The sequence below is a fragment of the Okeania sp. SIO1H4 genome, assembly GCF_010672695.1.
Taxonomy (GTDB): domain Bacteria; phylum Cyanobacteriota; class Cyanobacteriia; order Cyanobacteriales; family Microcoleaceae; genus Okeania; species Okeania hirsuta.
Genome location: NZ_JAAHGB010000102.1, coordinates 1 through 18561, shown reverse-complemented (window position 1 = coordinate 18561; position 18561 = coordinate 1). Strand labels below are relative to the sequence as shown.

The window sequence follows — 18561 nt, the reverse complement described above, 5'->3', positions numbered from 1 at the left end:
ATCAAGTTCAATGGCCTCTATCACTTTTTTTCTAAAATCGTAACTATAGGGTCGAGGCAAGGAAGAGCGATCGCATGACAGAATACTTTCTCTATTTTATGTCCTAATCGCCCTGGCTGTTGCTATAACTGTTCAACCGGACATGATATTAGAAAATATTCTCATCATTGCGACCGACAGGGTTTGCGTAGCAGTCCGGAACGGAAAGCAATCTCAAATCCTAGTTTTTCCTACCTCATGCGTAAATCCTGACTCTATAAAAAGACGAATTTACATCATGTCCGCTCGGGTAGCGAGATCATAAAATTCTTAGGTGGCGCAGTGGTAGGTGTAAATTCAGGAGGGAACAATGAAAGTGGCGGAAATGTGAGATATTTCTTCAACATTTAGAGGAGAAAATTTGTATTAGACTTGTCGCTTTATAATTTTAAAAAATCCCAAAAACCTTGTTCTGTAAAGATTGTAGCTCTTGGACAGCAAAAATGCTTAGAATTATTGCTCTGTCTAGGTTAGAGTGATTTTTTCTCTTTATTTAGCGACAACTCTATTATACTTAATCATCCGGACATAGTATTAATCATCAAAAATTACAACCAATATCCTTAGATAACTATTTGAAATCCCTGCAAGAAAACCATAGTAATTCGCGAGATATACTCACGAATTTTTGTTACCTACAATAACTGTTTAACCAGATTTGATATGAGTATTTATTTTCATAGAAACCATTTGGTATCATTTCCGTTTACAGCGGTTTTCATTTCACTAGACCACAGTAGACATCTCCTCCAAAAGAGGGAGTAGGCAGTAGGCAGTAGGGAGAAATAATTGATAATTTCTGTGTGATAATTGATTTTATTTTTGATTTTTGGAGATGTCTAGTAGGGGCAAATGGCCATTTGCGCTACGCAAAGCTCCGCTTTATATGTCGCGGAGCGAAACGCCCTTACAGGGTTTTGCTGATGACGATGTGGTTCAAAGATCGGCAAAAGCGTTGTAATAGCGATCCGGAAAAAGCTCCTCTAGTTTAGACGGCAAATCTCTTGGGTTCTCACCACTACCTAAATCTCTACTCCCTTATTTATAAGTATTCAATCGTAAATTATATGATATCTATAATAACTACCATTAGCAAGTCTTTTCAGTATCTGTTTTGATGAAAAATCAGCCCTCAAATTTAACTTTCCCGTATTGCTTAACCAACATCCCTCTTACTTCAAACTCTTATAAAAAAACTTAATATTAACAAAGATACCAATGGGTTCTATAAGTAAAGTCACTACATCTACCAATTAACACGATAGCCTAACTGCTACTTATCAAAATTTTTACCAATAAATACAATTTTAGCAAATATTTTAAATCACTATTCAAAGTTAGGCCATAACTTTGTAGAGGAAATTTCAGATATCCAAATACCTAGAATGACAGATTCATTTTCAAAAAATCCGGCTGGTAAATTAAACAAACTGATTAGATAATTTACTTTACATCCGTAACATTTTTATTTTATCCTGCCTAATTAAATAATTTTGTACAAAAATAATCCTAATAGAATAGGAACTCTTGAAAATTAGGAGAGAATTTCAGAGTAACAAGAATGCTTAAGTTCAACACTTTTTGAGCCAAATAGAAATCTAGATTATCTACTCAAATATATAGTGGCCTTAAGGCTTAGTAAAATTTTTTTTTGCACAATTGATAATTTTCAGGATATATTTTAAATAACCCTAACAATTTTCAGTAAAATTGATTTACTATATTATAAAGAGAAGGAGAATTATTAAGAACTATGGTTGAAAATTCAGAAACTCCATTAACGGGAAAAATTTTACTTCAAAAGGTAAAAGAATTTGCTCACTTACCACGAAGGGAAACTGCTAAACGTTGTGGATATTACACAGTTACAAAAAATGAAGAAACTCGTGTTAATCTCACAGATTTTTATGATGCAGTTCTAGCAGCAAAAGGAGTTGATTTAGATCCTGACGGTAGTAAAGATGGGCGTGGTAGAGAACCAACTTATCGAGTTAGCGTTCATAGAAATGGCCAAATTGTCATAGGAGCAACTTATACCGCATCTATGGGATTAAAACCAGGAGATGAATTTGAAATAAAGCTAGGATACAAACATATTCATTTGATTCAAGTAGAATATGAGAAAGTTGATGAGACTAATGGCAATGGCAATGGCTCACAGATAGAAGAATAAGTGAAATGGAGAAGCCGAGGAATTGTAATTAACTAGGATTGGAGATTAATTTTACCTCTAAAATAATTACCTAGTTAATATATAAATATCGTCATGATTCCCGGATTCTCCCTAATTTATTCTTTGTCTACAGGTAAAAATTGAAATAAAAAATCTATATTTTTAGTTGACTCTGTAAATAAGCTGACCAAAAAAATAAGGTCTCAAGCCTCCCCTTATTAAGAGGATAAAAAAGGAAATTCTGCATCTTCTCGCCTCCCTATTGCAGTAAGTAATGACCGCTATTCTGATTTTTTTTCTTCAATTGAATTTTCTTTAACTACTACTTTTTCCTACGGAATGCTAGGCAAACGGTTTTTTGGGGTTCGTCCGCGCGTATTTTAATTCCCTTTCTTCGAGTTTTTTTATAAATGTTGTATTGTTACCATAACCAGCATCAATTTCAGCCATATTCAACCAACTTCCATGCTTGGGAGTATTTTGATATCAAATTCGTTTAATTAGGTATAAAAATATTCTCCATCTCACCATTGCCAAATCTTTATAACTGTGTTTCCCTCCTATACGTCGCTCTACCGACGGCTCCCCTACCTGACTCGATCCTCCTACCTTCAAAAGATTTTATACCGATGCTACCGGATTTGATATTACTCCTGATAGTAAGGGCAGCGATCGCATAGATAAGTAGATATATTTTATATATAGCGTTAGGCAAATAGGCTCTTGACATTCCTCTATTCCCTCACAGGAGTCCCCATTCCCTCTCTTGGTCGATTGGATATAGCAAGGTTCCCTCGTCATCCCACCCTTCGGGAAGCTGCGCTAACGACCGCTTTGTCAAAGGGACATTTCCTGTAAAGTATTTAGATCCCACTTATTATTCGTAACATTCTTTTTTCAAATTGGTATAAGTGAATCCCAGGAAAGCACCTCTAACTTTTTCCTCAAATGTCACCCTACTTGATTGACAACTAGAAGCACTCGCTTTTTCGCCCCAATCTCAAAGTGCTCGGCAAAATCTTTGAACACTTCACTAAATAGGGTTTGCTGAATAAATCTTATGGGTGAGGGTAGGAGTCAGGATTTAGAATTCAGGAGGAATGAGCAATGAGGAATTACAGAGGATATAGTCGGAACAATTGTTCTGAGATTTTTCTGCTCTTGTCTGCTAAAAATCCTTACATTTTCAGCTTAAGGGAGCAAAAACCTTGCAATTTTTTAGTACACGCCTTGGCTAATATCTTTATATATCAATATATATCAATGCTTTTAGATTTAATCAGCAAGCCCTAAATAGGTCTATCCTCACCCATGACAATATCCACCAGTATGTCTGTCCAGTTTTAAGTTGAACGAACGCATATCACCACAACTATTCTCGTTTCTAGTTCATAAGGGCTAGCGGTTGTTGGCCTCGCTCTACCCAAGTCCCTCTCATCAATGGATGAAGGCCAATAGTATGGTGGGACTTTTCACAAATTCAGTTAAAAATTGTCAACGATTGGATAAGAATTGCTGAGTTGATGATAGGTTAAAACTTTAGCTATGAATAGCCAAAAATTGAGGAAAAATCTATGGCAGTGCAACCACCTCCACCTCCATCTATTACTCCACGCCAGATGAATTTGTTGCGGATTGTTGCTTATATGGCATGGTCTGACGGACAACTGGCACTAGAAGAAGTGGACTTAATGTTAAATCGATTTAGTAGTCTTTTTGCTACAGGAGATCAGCAGCAACAACTTCAGGAAGAATTAAGGGATTATTTCATGCAAAATATCCCATTAGGGGAGTCAATTCCTAAATTAGAATCCCAACAAGAACGGGAACTGGTGCTAAAGTTGGGTTACGAAGTAATTGCTTGTAGTGCTCGTACTCCTGAAGAACCAAATATTAATGAAGATGAAGAAGCTGCTTATGAAAATTTAAAGCAATTGCTGAATCTTCCAGGTGATATAGTGGAGCGTATAGAAACTGAGGTAAAAACTGAACTGAATAACCAAGAGGGAATAGTTGAGATGATGACTCGTGGTTTACAGGAATTTATGCAAAATTAATGGATTGATGGTCAATGTAGCAACTCATCTATTGTTGCTTTTTCCCTCTTTTACTTTTTCCATAAGAGAAAGTAGGCGTTGGTAATTGATGGGATGATTTATATTTTCGGATAGCACCCCCGTACCTACCCCAATGAGTGACTGGGGGATTGCCCCTACAAATTTCATTCTGTGATTTACCAATGCCAGAAAGTATCAAAGAGGGTATGTTTTAGTTTATTTTGCTAAATTGAAAAGTCAAATTATTGCTATAATTGCAGCTTGAGAATTTGAGAATATCTTAAGCAAATTTAAGAATGTATAGCAGAAGGAAGAAAGAAGAAGGAAGAAGGAAGAAGGAAAGAGGAAAAATCTTACGTTGTCTGAGTTTTTAGCTTTTGATCTGTCCTAACCTTTCCTTCGACTACTATATCTATATTTATAAACTATGTCAGAAATTTAATTAAGAACCTCTAATTGTTTCCTAAATCAATAATCTAATATTGAGTTGTGAGTTTTGATTTTTTTGACATCGATAGTTTCTAGCGTAAATAAATTTTTTATGGCTTTCCTATGTAAAAGCAAAATTTAGTATTTAGGTTTTAATTATTGGATAATTAAAAATATAAAAACAGATAAATTAAGTAAAAAAATAGCTAATCTGATGATGGATAAATCATATATTAGTTACTTAATTTCTAATGGTAATAGTCAACCAACTAATCCAACAAAAATAATTTTAGACCAGACTTTTTCGTATAACAGACCAACCAAGGCTATAATTATCGGGCTACCATACAAAGATGTTTAAATAACTATAATTTAAGACTAAAAATATCAACACTTAGAATCGGCTTTAATATTAATTCTACTGTCTGAAGCTCGCCATCAATTCAGATTAAGTTGAGCCAAAGTTGTCAGAGTATCATAATGTCTCCAGATCCAACCAGAAATTAAAGAAATTACCAATACGAAAGTAGCATTCAAGAAGGAAGAAGGCTTTAGTTATCTAGGAGAGAAGAGACTTGTCGCTTTATAAACTAAAAAATTGTAGAAACCCCCGCTATGTAAAGCTTGTAGTTATTTATCGATCAAAAGACTCTAAATAATTACCCTGTCTAGGTTTTGGAGATTTTTTCTATCTATTTAGCGACAAATCTAAAGAAGAAGGAAAAAATAATTCTCTGATATAAAATAAATAATTGGCAATCCTGCAACCGTAATGGTATTGATTGAACTTGGGACAAATTACCTCAGTTCCAATTAAAAGAAAGCGGTCGTTAGCGCAGCTTCCCGAAGGGTGGGATGGCGAGGAAACCTGCGCCATATCCAATCGACCAAGAGAGAGCATGTATTTCGGTTTCTTTCCTACTCACAGTTTTTTCCACTCCCCATCTCCCCATCTCCTCATCTCCCCATCTCCCTCTACCATTACTATGTACCACTACCAAATAATTAATTTTAGACTGGTACTTTCTGAAGATTTAGCTTACAAAAAATGCAAAAGTACACAACTAAAAATTATCGAAAAATTGAACAGTAAAAAGGAGAGATTAGTTTCTCTCCTATTGAAAATAACAATTTAACTTGGTTTTTGGGAAATCATACCTGTTTGACGCGCATAGGCAAAAAGACCACCAGCATCAATGACAGGTTTTACTTCTCCTAAAGACTTCAATTGATAACTTATACCAAGAGTATGATTGGTTAACTGATTTTCTTCAAAATCAATAGTAACTTCCTGACCAGTTTCAAATAACTCACATAGGCGATCAACAGACTCCCAAGGATATAACTCCCCAGTGGCTGAACAATTGCGAAAAAAGATGCGAGCATAAGATTGAGACACTACTGCTTGGACACCAGAAGCACCCAAGGCGATAGGTGCGTGTTCCCGCGAAGACCCACAACCAAAGTTTTCTCCAGCCACAATGATTGGATAATGGGTTTTCATTTCTCCCGGTGAGATAAACTTACCGTAGCGATCAGGCAACCCACATAGAGCATAACTGCCTAACTTTTCATATTCATCTGGCTTGGAAGGAACCAAAGTCAGGTACTCGGCGGGAATAATTTGGTCAGTATCAATATTGTCATCTAGTACAAAGATTTTGCCACTTAGGGATTGGGCCATAATTACTTTCCTGTTTTCCCTCTATTGCTGTCGCAAATTTTAACATAAGACTTTTAACTTCAAATAGCTAATACCGTAGACCTCTTGAAGAATTACTAGACTTAGCTGTAGTTGCCGGAAACATAGAACAAAAAAGAGAAAAAAGGATGATAACAGATATAATTTTTACTTATTATATATAGGGGGTATATTTTATACCAAGCGTGAAAAAAGAATGTGACGAATAGTAAGAGGAATAAAAAGACGCGTGCAGGATATGTCCTTTGGCAAAGCGGTGCGACCCCGCGACGACGCCAGCTCCCTTGCGGAACGCGCACCAAGAGAAAAGAATGATTTCCGACCTGAAAAATGGTATTGAAGCTATTCCCATACGACTCCTGACTCCTAAGAAATATCCTAGCTATTTGTAGCAAATATTTATCAATTTGGTATTACAACTCTACTTTTAATCAGAAGTTGGTCATATTAGTGAAACGGCCAGTTTATAAGTAAAGCCAAGGTTTTATAGTGGGAATTAAATTATGCAAGGAATATCTTTCAAAAGTTCTAATACCATTTCTCTGTAATAATGCGCTTAATAATTCTTTCCCAAACCTGAATTTTACTAATAGCTGTTATCTTTTATTCAGCGCAACTTCATAGAGAAATGGTATAACTCTGTCCGTATCTACTATTAGGAAAAAGGTATAAAGTTATTTAAATTTAATTTAATTTTATTGCTTTCTTTTCGGTAATAACTTTCAAGTATGACCAAGAAACTTTAGACAAATTAAAAATGAGATTTAACCATCTGAGTTAACTATTAAATCAATTGCAGTAACTACCAATGACAGATAAAATTAACGATATATTTATACAAGCACGTCAAGGAAGTGTAGCAGCTATTATTCAAGTTCTTAATCAACAGCTTGCTACATTAGATGTAAGAATTAGAGCTATATTTTCTGATGGTGTTTTGCAGCTTTTATGCGAAGCAACTCAGATTGAACAGTTGGAACAGTCTAACCTTGTACAACAAGTTAAGTACATTCTCGAAGAAATCTCACCTCGTAATATCCGAAAAGTAAATATTAATAGTAGAATTGTTCAAGAACAGCAATTACTATGGCTTGATGAAATTACCAGAGATCCAAAAGATAAGTTGCTCTGGTCTCAACAAATTACTTTGACTAAGCCCAATATTTTTAAACAAATAGCACGTCATTTTCAGACAAGTAAGCCTAAACCAACTCCCATATATCTATCTAAAAGTGTCGATCGCGCTCAAATACAAAAGCAAAATCAATTCCAACTGGGTATGATGGGTGGTTTTTTTCTAAGTCTGTTGATGCTAGTTTTGGGCATCCAAGTTAATAAATGGCTAAATTTTTCTAGGTTAGATAGAATATCAGCTCTGGAAAATACAACCTTACAATCTCCGGACTCCACTATTAAAAATTCAGAGGATACTATAGCTGAGTCGAAAGAAGCTTTTGCTCAAGCGGTGCGACTTGCTCAAGAAGCTGCTGCTGATGGTAAAACAGCTCAGTCTCAGGAGGAGTGGACGGCGATCGCCTCCAAATGGCAACAGGCATCACAACTAATGGCCTCTGTTACTCCAAGTTACTCACGCTATGATGTGGCAGTCAATAGAGCTGAACTTTACCAAAAATACAGCGATATAGCTAAACAAGAAGCCGATAAAAAATAAGAAATTCTCTATTTATTTCTGTATAATTTGTATCATTTTTTTACTAAATTCAAAAAATAACTCGACACCTTATTACTCAGGCTATGATGTGGCAGTCAATAGAGCTGAAGTTTACCAAAAATACAGCGATACAGCTAAACAAGAAGCCAATAAAAAATAAGAAATTCTCTATTTATTTCTGTATAAACCGAATAATTAATAATTAATAATTAATAATTAATAATTAATAATTAAATAATATCATGTTCCGGATAATTAGTGATAAAAAAAACTTTCTTTTTCTTCTTCTTTCTTCCCTCCTGACTCCTGACTCCTGACTCCTGACTCCTTCATAATTTATTTATAACTGTTCAACCGGACATGATATAATTTGCGCCTTGAAGCCTCCCCTTTTAAGGGGAAAAAAGAAATAATATTTCCTGATATTCAATTCCGTAACGGTTTTATCCATTATCCATTATCCATTAATGAAATCTTCCTATAACTGTATTAATGAGCGTGCACGGGCAAAACGTGGGTCTTCGAGCCTAAATCCATCAGGGTTTGTTCCGCACTCTAATGCTAAGTAGTAGGTAAATAATTGGAGCGGCACAAGGCAGGTTAAAGAACAGAATGGTTCTGGAACTTTTGGAACAATAACCCACCCTGTTGCGCTAGCATGCAGTGACTTGGGCCGCCACCAACTAACCAGATGCGTCGCCGATTGACTTGTTCGTGGGCGAAGCGTACCATCTCATTCTCCGTTTCTAGTGCTACAGACAGTAGTTCAGAAAGTTCATACTCCAGAAAACTTTTCGATAGAAGACTTGTCCCGGTACGATGAAAGCCGATACGATCCGCAAGAGTAGATAAGACTGAAATCGTACCAATATAACTAACGGTATGAGCAGCTGACTTATCCTGTGCAACTGTAGGTAAGGTGACATCGCTTTGTACAGCCTCGGTAACTACACCTTCACCAGTAATGAATATGGTGTAACAACCTACTTCACGAGCATATTTGAGAGATTCAACTGTATAAAGTTTATTCCCGCGATGACTAATACCAATGACACAATCTCTTGGTGTTATTCGGGGTCTATAAAGTGCAAAATCAAATGAGTGAAATGTTTGTGTGAAAAGGTCTCTCCCATACAAACGCATTAAGTGTTCACCGACGAGAGCTGCATGATATGAAGTTCCAATACCAACTAAAAATAGCCGTTCACAGGAAGCTATACGGGTAGCGCAATTATCAATTAAGACTTCATTACCTTGAGCTACATGAGTAAATGCTTGAGGTTGTGCAAAAATCGCCTCGTACATATGAAAGGGATGTTTCGATCTTTGTTCGCTAGACATAATCAGACTTTTCCTTGTTTTTAGACCATTAACATAATTCACTAGCTCAAAAAGGAAAGGCACTTTTTTGTTACAATGTGTTACAAAATGCTATAGAATTGCTTCCAATGTCAAGGGACTTAGCTGTTCTTTTTTAGCTTGATACTGATAACTGAAATGACTCATCTTCCGGAATTTTCGTTTCCCAGTTACAATCAATGGACGGTGGATAGATTTACATAACTTTATAGTATGCTCACTCAAGATGCTTCTAAGTCCCTTCGTTGGCAACGCACTCAATATTCTCCTCTGACCAGAAAAATAGATGTTTTTAGTGCCTTTGGAAAATTTTTTTTCTTTTTATGGTGGGACAATTTATTTCAAAATAAGTCTGCCTCTGTGAGAAAGCGTAGGGCTAAGTGGTTGGTGAGGACTATGCTAGATTTAGGCCCAACTTTTATCAAAATAGGTCAGTCTTTATCCACGCGGGCTGACATATTACCGAAGGAATATGTGGAGGAGTTAGGAAAATTACAAGATAATGTGCCTTCTTTTGAAACGACAGAAGCGATCGCTATTATTGAGTCTGAACTTGGTAACTCTCTTTATTCTCTCTATCGAGATTTTCAAGAACGTCCCATTGCTGCAGCTAGTCTTGGACAAGTACATAAAGCCAAGTTACAAACAGGTGAGGAAGTTGTAGTTAAGGTACAGCGTCCTGGATTAAAATCTTTATTTGACTTGGATGTAAAGGTTGTCAAAAGTGTTATCCGTTTTTGTCAAAGGTATTTTTCCTGGGCTAAAAGGTATGAATTAGATGCTATTTATTATGATTTTTTTAAAATTCTCTATCAAGAAATTGATTATGTGAATGAGGGTAAAAATGCCGATCGTTTTCGGGAAAATTTTAAAGATTATCCGGAAATAATTGTACCTCTTGTTTATTGGACTTATACTACGGAAAAAGTTATCACTCTTGAATATTTACCGGGAATCAAAATTAACGATAAAGTACGACTAGAAGCTTGTAAGATTAATCCAAAAAGGATTAATCAAATAGGAGTTTGTTGTTATTTAAGGCAATTATTATTAGATGGTTTTTTTCAAGCTGATCCTCATCCAGGAAATTTAGCTGTTAGTTTAGATGGTGGTGTTATTTTTTATGATTTTGGCATGATGGCTGAGGTAAAGTCATTGACAAAAGACCAGATGATTAAAACGTTTTTTGCTATTCTCAGAAAAGATGTTGACCAGGTGCTTAATACTTTGATTACTATTGGTTTAATTGAACCAATGCCGGATATTATGCCTGTAAAAAGATTAGTGAATTTTCTATTGGAAAATTTTACAGATAAACCTGTTGATTTTTATAATTTTGATGAGATAAAAGAGGAGCTTTATGTTTTGTTTGAGCAGCAACCATTTCGTTTGCCTTCCCAAATGATTTTTATTCTGAAGTCTCTATCTACCTTAGATGGTATTGCGAGAAACCTCGATCCTGACTATAGTTTGGTTACTTGCGCTCAACCTTTTGTCAAAAGTATTACTGTTGCTCAAGGTAGAGGTAGAGTTGTAGGAGAACTGGCAAAACAGACAAGAGATTTTATTAAGTATAAGTTACAGCAGCCTAGTAAAAGTGAAATCTTAATCCGTCAATTAGAAACGAAAATTGAAGATGGGGAAATTCAATTTAGAGTCCGCTCTATTGAAAATGATCGATTATTAAAACGAATTAATTTAGCTTTGAAAATTTTGATTTATACTTGTTTTTCTGGTTTTACTTTCCTCTCAGCTTCAGTTTTATTTGTAGGAGGATTTCTCGAAATAGCAATAGTAGTTTGTATTTTATCAGGATTAGGATTTATCTTGGTTTTAAAGTCAGGATTTCAGTTATCTTTCAGAGAAAAATTAGACAACATGCCAGATAAGTGAATATTTATATATCTGAATTTTGGGCAGATAAAATAGTTAGCATTCAACGGTCAATTAAATACTTCGACACAACTAATTTCAGATTTGGAGGAGGTAGGCAAGAGGTAATCATTTTTATAATTTATTCGCAAATACACAAATAATTTTGTCGTCCTAATTATTCGCTCAGAAATATTTGACTTTTCTATTGTGAGTACTGAGTCTATGATTAATTCTGAGAAAATTAACTCAGACGTTATAGATATTTGACTTTTCTATGATGAGTACTGAATCGATGATTAATTCTGAGCAAATTAACTCAGACGTTATAGATATTTGACTTTTCTATGATGAGTACTGAATCGATGATTAATTCTGAGCAAATTAACTCAGACGTTATAGATATTTGACTTTTCTATGATGAGTACTGAGTCCCTTGAATTCTGAGAAAATTAACTAAGACGTTATAGATATTTGACTTTCCTATTGTCAGTACTGAGTCGATAATTAATTTTGATAAAATTAACTCAGACCTTACAGATATTTGACTTTTCTATTGTCAGTACTGAGTCGATAATTAATTTTGATAAAATTAACTCAGACGTTATAGATATTTGACTTTTCTATTGTGAGTACTGAGTCCATGATTAATTCTGAGCAAATTAACTAAGACGTTATAGATATTTGACTTTAAGGCGACCAATTCGCTAATGAGCAATTATAGCAGTCTAAAGAAAAGTTAGGACAGTTAAAAAGTTTAAAACTCATACCATTTCTCCATGAAGTTGCACTTAATATTAAAGATGAGAATAGTCAGTGTAATAAGGTCTGAGCAACAATTATTCAGCGCATTGTTACAGAGAAATGGTATCAGACAAAATAATACTTTTCCTTCTTCCTTCTGACTTCTTACTTCTGCATAGATAATGATAATATCAAGACGTTCATATAGTTTTCTTGACTTATCAGTAAAAATGTCTCCTGAACAATTTTTATCATCCAGTATTTGGCGTACCAGAATCAAAACCTACTTCAAACTCATGGATGTCGATAAAAACGGGGTTTTAACCCTCTCCGACTTTGAAGAAATTGCAAATCGTTTAATTCAACTTCAAAATGATTCATCAAGGAATGAAGAAATTCGCGAGATGTGTCATTCTCTCTTTCAATATTTTATGGCTGGAGGGGGACCAGTTGATAGTAACACTCGAATTAGCGAAGAAGATTTGATTGCTAATGTTGCAAAGATCGTATCCTTAACTGAACTAGATAAAGCACTTGCATTATCTAGGCACAAAAACGAACTCTTCTTCGATATTATAGACACCGATCACTCTGGACAAATATCCCGCGAAGAGTACCGGAAGTACCTGGCAGTATACATGGGAGTAGAACAACCTGACCGTGCTGACCAAGCTTTTGATACCATTGACTCAGATAAGTCAGGTTCCATCAGTCGTGAGGAGTTTGTCGAAGATCATAGACGCTACTGGTATGAAATTGGCGATGAAAAGGATAATTCTCCCCTTCCCTATGGAAAATTAGTCGATTCATAGCAGAAAGTTATAGCAATGTGCGCTGGCATATTTACACATTATTTTTTGTACACCTTTTCGCTTACTGCACTTTGAGCTGGACATTGTAAATACCTGAGCGCTCAGTAGCAATGAGCGCTCATTGCTATACCAATATTTTTTTATATTACTAACAGGACTTATACCAAGCGTGAAAAAAGAATTTTACGAATAGTAAGAGCGATAAAAAGACAAATGCAGGAGATATCCCTTTGACAAAAAAGATAATTTATGACCTGAAAAATGGTATTAAAGCTATTCTCATACAACTCCTGACTCCTAAGAAATACCCTAGATATTTGTAGCAAACATTTATCAATTTGGTATTACGCAAAATATGAAATCATACGCCATCTGTATGGGAAGGAAAAGTAAATCCTCTGAGATAGGCAAATAGTAATTATTGAGTCTTTTAGTTAATCCATAGAAATGTGCCGACCCTACCTCTATATGATGAGTACAGAAAACAGAAAAATTGATCCTTCACAGACATAAATAGTTATTTTCTCAACCTCTAAAAAATTTTACCTGCGTAAAAAAGAAAATGAGCTTGGATTTTCAAAGCAACTCTGATACTATAATGTTAATAGTGGTTGTTTGCCCGTACACTAGACTTTTTATTCAACGCAAAAAAAAGAAAGTTGAAAGTAAAAAAAATTAAGTGATCGCCTCCCAGGCAACCTCAAACAAAGGCATTCTCTGAAGCAATCCCGAAAAAAAGCGACACCAAAAGTAGAATTAGGATTGCCATAAAAGGGATAACTGATGACTGAAAAAAGGCGATCGCCTCCCAGACAACTCTAGATAACCTTAAACAAAGGCATTCTCTGAAGCATCCCCGAAAAAATGACACCGAAAGTAGAATTAGGATTGCCATCTCAAGCCAACTGTAATAGGTTAATTTTAGTAGGAATAATTCGCCCATATACTAGACTTTTTATTCAACACAACACATTTCCGAAAACCGAAAAAAACTCCCTTTATATATCACACAAACAAATTTTTGTCAAAACAGCAAAAGACGACCAAAGAAAAATTAGTCATTTTGAGCAAAGAAAATTCAGATAAATATCGGGCAAGACAACGGCAGAATAGGAATTAACAGCGTTAAAACTCAATCAAGATATAAAATGCGCCAATATTATCATAAGTATAGAATATCACAAAATTGAAAAAAACCTCTAAAAATATTGAAACCTCCTTAAGCAACTCAGAAAAATTTCCCCATTTAACAATCAGACAAAAACGGTAAAGTTTAAAATATTAAAACCAAAAACAGAAACTTATAACTTCATCTAATTTAAACCTCTAAAGCAAAATATTATCAACCAAATCAAAAATGGAAAAAACAAACATTTATTCAAACAAATATTATTAGGCACATCCGCAGCTCATCAATGCAAAATTATTCACCGAAAAACTGGGTTTGAAGCCTCCCCCTAAAAGGGGGACTTTGTGCTATGCTTAAAAAAGCGGAAAGGTATTCAACCGCTCTCAAAAGCTATAGCTACTTAATTGTAGCGTTTGCACCTTGAAAACTAGAGTTATGGGGTTTTGTACAGTAATGCTTGTACATGGAAAAGCTCTAAGCAACAATTACCAGAGAACCAAAGTTTTTTTGAGGCTTGAACTGTACCGTAGGGCATAGGGTAACAGGCTCTTGAAATAGAGCAAACGCGCAGGCGTGAGAACCATCTCTGGATTAGATTCCGCAAGGTATTTGATTTAAGTGGACTCTTTGTTGGCGTAGCCTTGCGTCAGCAAACCAAGAATCTTGGTTTCAGGAGAATCTCCGCGCCTTTAGGTTGGAGAGTATGTCAACCAACTCAGACTGAATTTTTTCTAGTTGCAAATCACGACCAATCAATACTAACTTAGTCTGTTTAACTTCCTCTTTTTGCCACTGACGGTCATAGAAATAATCAAAGCGCGAACCTACCCCTTGTAAAACTAAACGCATTGGTTTATTCGGCACCGCAACAAAACCTTTAATCCGATAAATTTCATCATTTATAGCTAACCTTTTCAACTTTTCAACTAACTCTTTTGGTTCAAACTCTTGGTCTAAAATTAAATGAACAGAATTAATTTCATCATCATGTTCGTGGTCTTCCTCAGTATCATGATGACTAGGTCGAGCATCTAAATCATCTTCAACTGCTGCATTAAATCCTAACAATACATCCGGACTAATTTCTCCCCCAATACAAGGAACTATTTTTACAGTTTTAGGTAACTGTTCCTTTAACCAATTTTGTACTTTTTTTAAAGTAGCTTCATCAACCATATCAACCTTAGTTAATAATACTAGATCGGCACAAGCTAACTGGTCTTCAAATAATTCCTCAATTGGTGTTTCATGGTCTAAATTTGGGTCAGCTTGACGTTGAGCTTCCAAAGCATCAATATCTCCTACCAAACTACCATTTGCCACTGCCTCACAGTCAACAACAGTAACAACTCCATCTACAGTTGCAGAAGTCTTAATTTCCGGCCAACGAAATGCTTGTACTAAAGGCTTAGGTAATGCTAACCCAGAAGTTTCTATTAAAATACTATCAATTTTTTCTCGGCGTTTTAAGAGTTGTTGCATAGTAGGAAAAAATTCTTCTTGCACTGTACAGCAAAGACAACCATTTGTTAGTTCAACAATGTTATTAGTAGCATCTTCTTCATCACAAACTTGACAGGAACGTAGAAGTTCTCCATCTATGCCAACTTCTCCAAATTCATTAACTAAAACTGCAATACGACGACCTTGATTATTTTGTAATAAATGGCGAATTGTGGTGGTTTTTCCACTGCCGAGAAAGCCTGTAATTACAGTAACAGGAATTTTTGCACTCATAAATTTTAATCGTGTTTATTGATGATTTTTTTGACAAATAGAAAATTTAGAATAAGGAACAAGCTAGGAAGAAAAAATTAGAAGAAATAAAACTAAGTATAAAATTGCCTAGATTTATTAGGTATAGCAAAAGTAAGAAGGAAAAATGAAGAAGGTAGAACCAAAGGAGCGAAAATTTTTTTGTCTGAGTTTTAAACTTTTGATATATCCGCACTCTTTCCTTCCACTGCTATAAATATTTTATGAACTATGAAGTTTGGTCTTTTCCTTGCTTTATATTTTTTCTTTTATCCGTAGCAAAAGCAAATATTGAATTGCTAATCAAATGAAGAAATAGAGTAATGATGAATCAAATAAGGAGAAATTTTTTTTCCATTGTTGCTTTCTGGAACTGTTGCCTTCTATAGAATTTAGTAATGAGTTTGAAACTAGATTCTAAACTTTTTTCCTGCCAAACAAAGTTACTAAAACTTTCCCCTGTTTTCTAGATAATTATAGCAGCTTTACAGCGCTTTTCAAATTGATGAACCACATCTTCACAAATCAAACCCTTGTAGGGACGTTCCATGGAAGGTCCCTACTGTGGTCTACCTAAATGAAAACCGCTGTAAAATAGATAGACTACAGTGACAATCTACTACCTACGGACGTTGCATGGAACCTCCCTACCTTCCTAACCTCAAAAATTTTGTAGTCTACTTAAATGAATTGCGCTGTAAATTTCTTACTTACATTTCCAATATAAATCCTATAGCTACATTTAATTAACAAACATGGCGGTACTAAAGTCATAGTAACCGAGTGATAGAAGAAACGTAAGAATTTCCTGCGGAATGCTGCGCAAACAGCGGTCAGCTATTAGCGCTTCCTTTCCTTCGGAATGCTACGCAAACAGCAGTTAATTTTGGGGAAGGTAAAAGCAACCTTTGAAATTGAGGAAAGAATAAAAAGTTACTGTTAAAGTCCCCTTCCTAAACCTTAGAGAAGTAATGAATAATTACTCATTGCTGAAATGCTGACTGCTAATAGCTGAATGCTTAGGAATAAACACAATTAACATTGAAAAATATCCGTATTTCTTCAACCATTAATTTTGCTTAAATATCTCCATGAATTAATGGTGGAATTCTTGCTAAAACACCTTTTTTTAAGTGTTCAGGTCTTTCCGACCAAGATAATAATCCATCAGATTTAGCATCATAGAGACTGGCACATTCTAATACTGCTGCTGATACTTCTAACAACATTTCTGTTTGAGATGGTAAATCTCCAAATACATAAGTATGCTTACCAGGAGCAGCAAAAGAAATAGCACAAGAGTGACTACAAGCACTCATACATTCTATTGGTGTTATAGTAAATCTATCCCGTAAGTGCCAATTTTTATATTGTTGGGAAAGTCGATCAAGTAGTTTTTCTCCTCCACTAATACCTTGTCGTTTCCCATATTTCCAAACACTTGCACAAGTAGTACAAACAAATAGTAATTGTGGCGTAGACATTATGTTTCTTTGATAATTTGCAGGAATTTAATTTTGCTATTAACTATTAACTAAATATGGCGCTGGTGAAAAATACCATTCCAATGGCACCTATTGTCAAACCCAGGAAGCGCATTACAAGAAAGAATTTATTTCCCCAAAAATTACTTACTAATTCAGCAGATTTCATTACTAATAATGCTATTAATAACTGAATCACCGTAAAGCCTAACAAATATGCAAATAAAGGTGTCATTTCTGCACCAATAATTGCCTCTCCATAAGCATAACCGTGAAATATACCAGCAATAGCTGCAAAGATACTTAATAATTGAAGACTTAGCTTCTTTTTAAGAGCTAGCATTGCACCAAAAACAACTACTGATAGAGCGATCGCTATTTCTGTTAAAGGTAAATCAATACTGAGAATATGGATACCCGTTCCTAATATTACTGTAGCGAGAAAAGATGCTATTATTGATATACCATTGGGGATTCCTACTGCAATTAATCCAACTGCAACTACAAAAGCCAGATGATCTATTCCAATAATTGGATGTCCTACACCAGATAGAAAACCTTCCCACAAATTACTTGGTATTTTTCCACCCATTGGATGATGAGCTATTGCCGATTCTATTGTGCTGAAAAAAATTAAAATTGCCAGCGCTAAAATTACTCTTATTCTATGCAATTGATAACTAACCCTACTTTTTGTGGGTTTGTCATGTTTGTCTTTCATCCGTACCTCGCAGATGTATTGATTATTTTTCTTGATAATGTTGGCAGGCATTCTGGCTTAATGAAATTTTAGATTTTACTAAACTCATTTCACAGTTGCGGGACAGCGTTGGATTTACACCAAACTTTCCCTCTTACTTCTAACGACTGACCCTCGCTAGAACCAACATAGTTTAAAGACTATATCACAATATTTCTCTTCTCGATCGAATTTTTTTTTATTTTTATAAATTTTTCAACATTTTCTGCTTAATACATCTTTATCAAAATCAAAAAAATAGTTAGTTAGTATCTAAAACTATATTTATTATGCAAAAAACTAATAAACTGTGGATATAATATAATCATCATCCAAACTATAATTGTAATGATTAAGATCAAGCTTATTTTTATTTTTTTAGTTTTAAATAATCAGGCCAAATAATTATACTTGTTAAACGTTCTGAATATATAAACCTCATCGTAAATTATTTCAATTATCTTATTTACTAGACAGTGCAAAGTTCTGGGAATAACTATTGCTAGTCAAGGGTTTCACGGACTCAAGGTTAAAAATTCTCCATTCACAGAGCGTAGGTGCTGTAAACCTTTCCCAGTAACACTTTCAATCTTGA

At 34.9% G+C, this 18561-nt stretch carries 13 protein-coding genes and 1 riboswitch; of the genes, 6 read left to right on the top strand and 7 right to left on the bottom strand.

Annotation, left to right across the window (positions count from 1 at the left end; translation table 11 throughout):
* Positions 1-1792 precede the first annotated feature (1792 nt).
* Positions 1793-2212 carry an AbrB family transcriptional regulator gene (locus F6K06_RS31115; protein WP_124144955.1) on the top strand — a complete coding sequence of 140 codons (420 nt, stop codon included), beginning with the start codon at positions 1793-1795 and terminating at the stop codon, positions 2210-2212.
* Positions 2213-2753: 541 nt separating this feature from the next.
* On the opposite strand, the gene F6K06_RS31110 is transcribed toward F6K06_RS31115, so the two are convergent.
* A complete protein-coding gene (locus tag F6K06_RS31110; RefSeq protein WP_287308828.1) occupies positions 2754-2942 on the bottom strand; it encodes a hypothetical protein in 189 nt (62 codons plus the stop codon).
* Between the two features lie 844 nt (positions 2943-3786).
* Here F6K06_RS31110 and F6K06_RS31105 point away from each other — a divergent pair.
* Entirely contained in the window at positions 3787-4269 is a 483-nt protein-coding gene (locus F6K06_RS31105; protein WP_287239828.1) for a TerB family tellurite resistance protein, read from the top strand.
* Between the two features lie 1259 nt (positions 4270-5528).
* On the opposite strand, the gene F6K06_RS31100 is transcribed toward F6K06_RS31105, so the two are convergent.
* Complete coding sequence (locus F6K06_RS31100; RefSeq protein WP_287308827.1) at positions 5529-5693, bottom strand: hypothetical protein; 165 nt, start codon at positions 5691-5693, stop codon at positions 5529-5531.
* 137 nt (positions 5694-5830) lie between these two features.
* Positions 5831-6382: a 3-isopropylmalate dehydratase gene (locus F6K06_RS31095; RefSeq protein WP_124147478.1), complete on the bottom strand. Its 552-nt coding sequence runs from the start codon at positions 6380-6382 to the stop codon at positions 5831-5833.
* 826 nt (positions 6383-7208) lie between these two features.
* Between F6K06_RS31095 and F6K06_RS31090 the strand changes: the two genes are divergently transcribed.
* Entirely contained in the window at positions 7209-8072 is an 864-nt protein-coding gene (locus F6K06_RS31090; protein ID WP_124147479.1) for a hypothetical protein, read from the top strand.
* Positions 8073-8672: 600 nt separating this feature from the next.
* Here the strand turns inward: F6K06_RS31090 and F6K06_RS31085 are convergent.
* Complete coding sequence (locus F6K06_RS31085) at positions 8673-9413, bottom strand: SIS domain-containing protein (protein WP_124147480.1); 741 nt, start codon at positions 9411-9413, stop codon at positions 8673-8675.
* 231 nt (positions 9414-9644) lie between these two features.
* On the opposite strand from F6K06_RS31085, the gene F6K06_RS31080 reads away from it, so the two are divergent.
* The 3 genes from F6K06_RS31080 (at position 9645) to F6K06_RS31070 (ending at position 13945) form a co-directional block, all read left to right on the top strand.
* A complete protein-coding gene (locus F6K06_RS31080) occupies positions 9645-11324 on the top strand; it encodes an AarF/ABC1/UbiB kinase family protein (protein ID WP_124147481.1) in 1680 nt (559 codons plus the stop codon).
* A gap of 953 nt (positions 11325-12277) precedes the next feature.
* Positions 12278-12859, top strand: a complete 582-nt coding sequence (locus F6K06_RS31075) for an EF-hand domain-containing protein (protein WP_287239834.1) — start codon at positions 12278-12280, stop codon at positions 12857-12859.
* Between the two features lie 864 nt (positions 12860-13723).
* On the top strand, positions 13724-13945 hold the full coding sequence (locus F6K06_RS31070) for a hypothetical protein (protein WP_124147483.1): 222 nt from the start codon (positions 13724-13726) through the stop codon (positions 13943-13945).
* Positions 13946-14657: 712 nt separating this feature from the next.
* Here the strand turns inward: F6K06_RS31070 and cobW are convergent.
* From cobW to F6K06_RS31055, 3 genes are all read right to left on the bottom strand, one after another.
* Entirely contained in the window at positions 14658-15725 is a 1068-nt protein-coding gene (gene cobW / locus F6K06_RS31065; protein ID WP_124147484.1) for a cobalamin biosynthesis protein CobW, read from the bottom strand.
* A 1097-nt stretch (positions 15726-16822) separates the two neighbouring features.
* Complete coding sequence (locus F6K06_RS31060) at positions 16823-17227, bottom strand: DUF1636 domain-containing protein (RefSeq protein WP_124147485.1); 405 nt, start codon at positions 17225-17227, stop codon at positions 16823-16825.
* A gap of 46 nt (positions 17228-17273) precedes the next feature.
* Positions 17274-17948: a HupE/UreJ family protein gene (locus tag F6K06_RS31055; protein ID WP_287239839.1), complete on the bottom strand. Its 675-nt coding sequence runs from the start codon at positions 17946-17948 to the stop codon at positions 17274-17276.
* A gap of 24 nt (positions 17949-17972) precedes the next feature.
* A riboswitch (cobalamin riboswitch) is annotated at positions 17973-18130 on the bottom strand.
* Between the last annotated feature and the right edge of the window lie 431 nt (positions 18131-18561).

Excerpts from the sequence above, each read along its gene's own strand:
- cobW (WP_124147484.1), bottom strand. The coding sequence starts at position 15,725 with ATGAGTGCAAAAATTCCTGTTACTGTAATTACAGGCTTTCTCGGCAGT.
- F6K06_RS31110 (WP_287308828.1), bottom strand. The coding sequence starts at position 2,942 with ATGTCAAGAGCCTATTTGCCTAACGCTATATATAAAATATATCTACTT.
- F6K06_RS31105 (WP_287239828.1), top strand. The coding sequence starts at position 3,787 with ATGGCAGTGCAACCACCTCCACCTCCATCTATTACTCCACGCCAGATG.
- F6K06_RS31085 (WP_124147480.1), bottom strand. The coding sequence starts at position 9,413 with ATGTCTAGCGAACAAAGATCGAAACATCCCTTTCATATGTACGAGGCG.
- F6K06_RS31090 (WP_124147479.1), top strand. The coding sequence starts at position 7,209 with ATGACAGATAAAATTAACGATATATTTATACAAGCACGTCAAGGAAGT.
- F6K06_RS31095 (WP_124147478.1), bottom strand. The coding sequence starts at position 6,382 with ATGGCCCAATCCCTAAGTGGCAAAATCTTTGTACTAGATGACAATATT.
- F6K06_RS31115 (WP_124144955.1), top strand. The coding sequence starts at position 1,793 with ATGGTTGAAAATTCAGAAACTCCATTAACGGGAAAAATTTTACTTCAA.
- F6K06_RS31060 (WP_124147485.1), bottom strand. The coding sequence starts at position 17,227 with ATGTCTACGCCACAATTACTATTTGTTTGTACTACTTGTGCAAGTGTT.
- F6K06_RS31055 (WP_287239839.1), bottom strand. The coding sequence starts at position 17,948 with ATGAAAGACAAACATGACAAACCCACAAAAAGTAGGGTTAGTTATCAA.
- F6K06_RS31080 (WP_124147481.1), top strand. The coding sequence starts at position 9,645 with ATGCTCACTCAAGATGCTTCTAAGTCCCTTCGTTGGCAACGCACTCAA.
- F6K06_RS31075 (WP_287239834.1), top strand. The coding sequence starts at position 12,278 with ATGTCTCCTGAACAATTTTTATCATCCAGTATTTGGCGTACCAGAATC.
- F6K06_RS31070 (WP_124147483.1), top strand. The coding sequence starts at position 13,724 with ATGACACCGAAAGTAGAATTAGGATTGCCATCTCAAGCCAACTGTAAT.